The organism is Methylorubrum zatmanii (assembly GCF_014845115.1).
GTDB classification, from domain to species: domain Bacteria; phylum Pseudomonadota; class Alphaproteobacteria; order Rhizobiales; family Beijerinckiaceae; genus Methylobacterium; species Methylobacterium zatmanii.
Genome location: NZ_NKUI01000250.1, coordinates 1 through 4,718, shown reverse-complemented (window position 1 = coordinate 4,718; position 4,718 = coordinate 1). Strand labels below are relative to the sequence as shown.

The window sequence follows — 4,718 nt, the reverse complement described above, 5'->3', positions numbered from 1 at the left end:
CGCCGAGCCATGCCAGCCGGCGGCGGCCAGGCGGTAGAGGCGGGCCCGCAGCGTTCCCGGCTGTCCTGCGAGCCGGTCCCTGAGCACCGCCAGGTCCGGCAGGAGCGCCACCGTCCACAGGCCGAGGCTCGCCGCGAGCAGGCCCGCGAGGGTCATCGGATCGACGGCGCCCGGATGGAGCGCGGCGAGGGCGGCACAGAGGAGGGCGGCGGTCTGGGTCAGGCGGCCGATCCCACAGCCCCACGCGACGCCGGCGAGCAGCAGCAGCCCGGAGATCATCAGGCAGCCGGCGGCGAGGCCGATCCACCAGCCGGCCCCCGCCTCGTCGAGAAAGGAACGCGACAGCGCCCATTGCAGGCCGGCACAGGCGAGGGACAGGGCCGCCGCTCCCGCCGCGGCGATGCGCCACCCGCGTCCAGCCGGCGCCAGCAGCCCCCCCGCGAGCCTGTCCCCGATGGCGGCCGATGTCTCGCCCGGGTCGATGACCGGGGCACCGTAGAGGGGATCTGCCGGGGAAGCGGCGGGGAAGGACGGCGCGGCCATCGTCTCAGCGGCTCCCCATGGTCGGCCCGGCCCAGAGCGGGAATGGGGGGTCAACGTGTCGCGAGGCCATCCGGCATGGTCCGCATCGGGGGAGGAACGGCGGCCGGAACCGCCGAAGGGAGGTCTGACGCGCAGAAGCCCGTGCCGTGCAAGGGCAAGCGCGCGCCGGCCGTGCGCGGTGTGCTCTCCCGCACTAGAGCCGATCCCGCCCGCGTTGCAATCGGGATCGGCGCAGGGCCATTGTCGCGATGCGTTCTCCGTCGGCGAAACGATAATCCTTCCGGCGGAGGGCGCCGTCGAGACCGGCGCCACGCCGGGAACGCCTTGCGCCACGGGCTTGCGCCGCCGCATTTCCATGCGATGGAGGGCGGGAGCCCGCTCCGCCCGGCGTCTTCCGCCGGATCGCCCCTTCCACTCCGCCGCGAATTCCCTTCGATGCCGCATCCCACCGTAGCGAACCCGTCGCCGGGTGCCCGGAGAACCGATGCAGCGTGATCCCATCCTGTTCGCCTGGGCCTCGTCGCCGCGGCGCCACGCGGCGGCGCTCGGGCTGGCGGTGGGTCTCGGCACGCCGCTCGCCCTGTTCGTGCTGCTGTGCCTGCGCGATCTCATCGCCGTCCTCACCCGCAGTACCCCGGAATCGCTGCCCTTCCTGCGGATCGCCCTGCCGCTGCCGGGTCATCACGAGAGCGAGGCGCCGATCCTGTTGCAGGGATGGAGCCTCGCGCCCACCGAATTGCCGCTGATCGCCCTGACCGCGCTGGCCGCCGCAGCCCTGCTGCTGGCCGTGCTCGGCGCCGTGATCGCCTATCTGTGTTTCTCCGTTCAGGCCCGGGCCATGGCACGGCTGCGGGCGCGGGCCACCGACGCCATCCTGGCCTCGCCCCCCGGCGCGCGGGAGGATCTGCGCGCCCTTCCCGGCCTCGTCGGGCAGGCGCTGGCGCGGATGGGCCAGCTCTCGGCCGTGGGCATCGTCGTCCCAGGGCTGACCCTGGCCGCGATCCTGCTCGCCCTGGTGATGGCGGAACTCGCCGCCCCCCGCCTCGTGCCGGTCACGGCCCTTCTGCTGGCCGCGGTCGGCCTCGCCCGGGCGCTGCTGGCCAGCCGCACCGCCGCCCGCCGGGGCCTGCGCCGGGCCGACACCGCCGCGACCGAGGCCGGCCTGCGCGACCTGATCCGGCGGATGCCGGCGGTGCGCGCCCACGGCGCGGCGGCCTTCGAGCGGCGCCGACTTGGCTTACGGGCGCGGGCCGCCCGCACCACCCTGGTCCGGGCCGAAACCCGCCTCGCCCTGGCCCGCGCCCCGGCCCTCGCCCTGGTCGTGATCCTGCCGGCGCTCCTCGTCGCCACCGCCCTCTGGCAAGGTGAAGCCGCGACGGAGGCGGACAACGTCCTGCCCGGCGCCCTCGCCGCCGCGGCCGGCGCCTTCGCTCTCGCCGCGACCCTGGTCGCCCTCAGCCTGCAGCTGTGGAACCAGTACCGGGTGGTGGCGCCCCTGTTCCGCACCATCGCCGACACCCTGAGCGTCCTCGGGCCCCGCTTGCCGGGAAACCTGCCGCAGCACACGGCGCCGTTTCCGGAAGCCGGGAATCTCGTGGCGCGGGGGGTCGGCGCCTACGATCCCGGCAGCGGCGAGCGGCTGACCGGAGTCGATCTCGCCCTGCCGATGCCGGCGCATGTGGCGATCGTCGGCCATCGCGGCAGCGGCGCGCGGGCGCTTGCCGCCCTGCTCGCCGGGCAGATCGAACCCACAGCCGGCGCCGTCACCTACGGCGGCACCGATCTGCGCGCCCTCGATTCCGCCGAGCGCGCCCGGCGGATCGCGCTGGCAGGCTCCGAGGCGATCCTGATCGAGGGAACCCTGCGGCAGAACCTGCTCTACGGCGCCCGCAGCGGCGACCGCGAGGCCTCGGGACTGGCCGAGCGGATCGCCATCCTCAAGCTGACCGGCCTCGACGCCTTCGTCTACGAGCGCGGGCTCGAAGCCTCCGTCGACCCGGAGGACGATCCGGCCACCGCCGCGGCGCTGGTCGATGCCCGCCGCGCCGTGCGCGAGGCCCTGGCAGCCGAGGGCATGGCCCGGCTGGTCGAGCCGTTCGATCCCGCCCGCTACAACCACCAAGCGACGATCGGCGAGAACATCCTGTTCGGCGAGGCGGTCGGCCCGGCCTTCTCGGAGGGCCGGCTCGCCGCCCATCCCTATCTCCGGGCCGTGCTCGAGGCCGAGGATCTCACCCGGACCCTCGCCGATGTCGGCCTGCAGGTCGCCCGCTCCACCGTCGAGATCTTTTCGGATCTGCCCGACGACCATCCGCTGTTCGAGACCTTCTCGCTCTTCCCGGCGGCGGAGCGGGGCTATTTCGAGGATCTGATCGCGCGTCAGCCCGATTCCCGCGGCTTCCGGCGGGGCCCGGCCGGCCATCGCGACCGGGAGCGGCTGATCGGGCTGGCCCTGCGCTACAGCGAGACGCGCCACCGCTTCGGCCTGATCGACGCGAGCCTGGAGGAGCGCCTCGTGGCCGTGCGCCACTCCTTCGCGGCGATGCTGCCGCCGCGCTACCGCGAGAAGGTCGAGTTCTACGATCCGGCCCGGCTCACCGCCGCCGCGAGCCTGGAGGAGAATCTGCTGTTCGGGCGCATCACCCAGGGGGAGGCGGGCGCGGAGGCGCGGGTGCGCGCCCTGGTGCGCCGGGTCCTGGCCGAGCAGGGCCTGGAGCCCACCGTCTACCGGCTCGGCCTCGCCACCCGCATCGAGGCGGGTGCGGCGGGGGCCGGCCAGGGCCAGCGCGCGGTGCTGGGGGAGGGGGCCATCGGCCCGCGCGAGCGGGTGGCGATCGAGTTCGTCCGCTGTCTCGTGCGCCGGCCCGACATCCTCGTGGTGGGCCTGTCCCTCGACGACCGCAAGCCCGACGAGATCACCGCCCGTGTCGAGCGCCTGCGCGCCCTGCGGGCGGGAGCCGGCCTGATCGTCTGCCTGCCCGACGAGGCCACCCTGAGCCGGCAGGCGCCGTTCGATGCCGTGCTGCGGGTGGAGCGCAACACGGTGATCGCCGGCGATGCGGAGGAACAGGCCGCGATCCCCGCGTGACCGGCCCGCAAATCCGCCCCAAAGCTTGGGCACGACTGAGGCGTTCCGCCACGAGTGGCGCCGGCCCCGATTCGAGACGGTGCATGCTTCCTCCGAACGGCTCACGCGGCTCCGTGAGGCCCTGGTTTCGCGCCCTGCTGCCGGCTCTGATCGGGCTGCTGATCGTCACCGCCTGGAGCGTTACGGCACGCGCGGACAAGGCGAACGCGCCGATCCCCGCCGCGACCCTGGCGCTGATGGCCGCGCGCGGCACCCATGCCGCCTCGCCGATCGTGCTGCGGGCCTACAAGAAGGAATCGGAGATCGAACTCTGGAAGCGCAACGCCGCCGGCCGCTACGTGCCGATCAAGACCTACCCGATCTGCCGCTGGTCGGGGCAGCTCGGGCCGAAGACGAAGAGCGGCGACCGGCAGACGCCGGAAGGGTTCTACACGGTGGCCAAGAGCCAGATGAACCCGAACTCGCGCTATTACCTCTCCTTCGACATCGGCTATCCCAACACCTACGACCGGGCTCACGGCTACACCGGCTCGGCGGTGATGGTGCACGGGATCTGCTCGTCCATGGGCTGTTTCGCCATGACCGACGCGGTGGCCGGAGAGTTGTTTTCCATCGCCCGCGAGGCCTTTGCCGGGGGGCAGAGCGCGTTTCAGTTCCAGTCCTTCCCGTTCCGGATGACGGCGGCGAACATGGCCCGTTACCGCACCGACCCGAACATCGCCTTCTGGCGCCAGCTGAAAGAGGGCTCCGACCGGTTCGAGGCGACCGGCGAGGAGCCGGTGGTCGGCGTCTCGGGCGGTCGCTACGTCTTCGCGCCCTCCAGCGATCCGGCCAAGGAGGCGGCTTTCGTCGAGTTGCACCGGGCCGAGAACGGGCGCATCGCCGCCCTGGTGGAGGAGGGCGCGGCCCAGAAGGCGTGCTGGCCGCCATCGGAATAGGTGGTGCGGACGGCGGCCGCGCCCTCCAGCGATCCGGCCAAGGAGGCGGCTTTCGTCGAGTTGCACCGGGCCGAGAACGGGCGCATCGCCGCCCTGGTGGAGGAGGGCGCGGCCGCCGTGCGCACCACCTATTCCGATGGCGGCCAGCA

General features: G+C 73.5%; 1 protein-coding gene and 2 pseudogenes. 2 read left to right on the top strand and 1 reads right to left on the bottom strand.

Annotation, left to right across the window (positions count from 1 at the left end):
* Positions 1–543: pseudogene (locus tag MZTS_RS22645) on the bottom strand (DUF3341 domain-containing protein); the annotation flags it as partial.
* Between the two features lie 484 nt (positions 544–1,027).
* On the opposite strand from MZTS_RS22645, the gene MZTS_RS22640 reads away from it, so the two are divergent.
* Both MZTS_RS22640 and MZTS_RS22635 read left to right on the top strand, forming a co-directional pair.
* Positions 1,028–3,631 (top strand): ATP-binding cassette domain-containing protein, encoded by a 2,604-nt coding sequence (locus MZTS_RS22640; RefSeq protein WP_192285505.1) that lies wholly within the window; start codon positions 1,028–1,030, stop codon positions 3,629–3,631.
* 83 nt (positions 3,632–3,714) lie between these two features.
* Positions 3,715–4,533: pseudogene (locus MZTS_RS22635) on the top strand (L,D-transpeptidase family protein); the annotation flags it as partial.
* Between the last annotated feature and the right edge of the window lie 185 nt (positions 4,534–4,718).

Coding starts and splice junctions, on each gene's coding strand:
- MZTS_RS22640 (WP_192285505.1), top strand. CDS start 1,028: ATGCAGCGTGATCCCATCCTGTTCGCCTGGGCCTCGTCGCCGCGGCGC.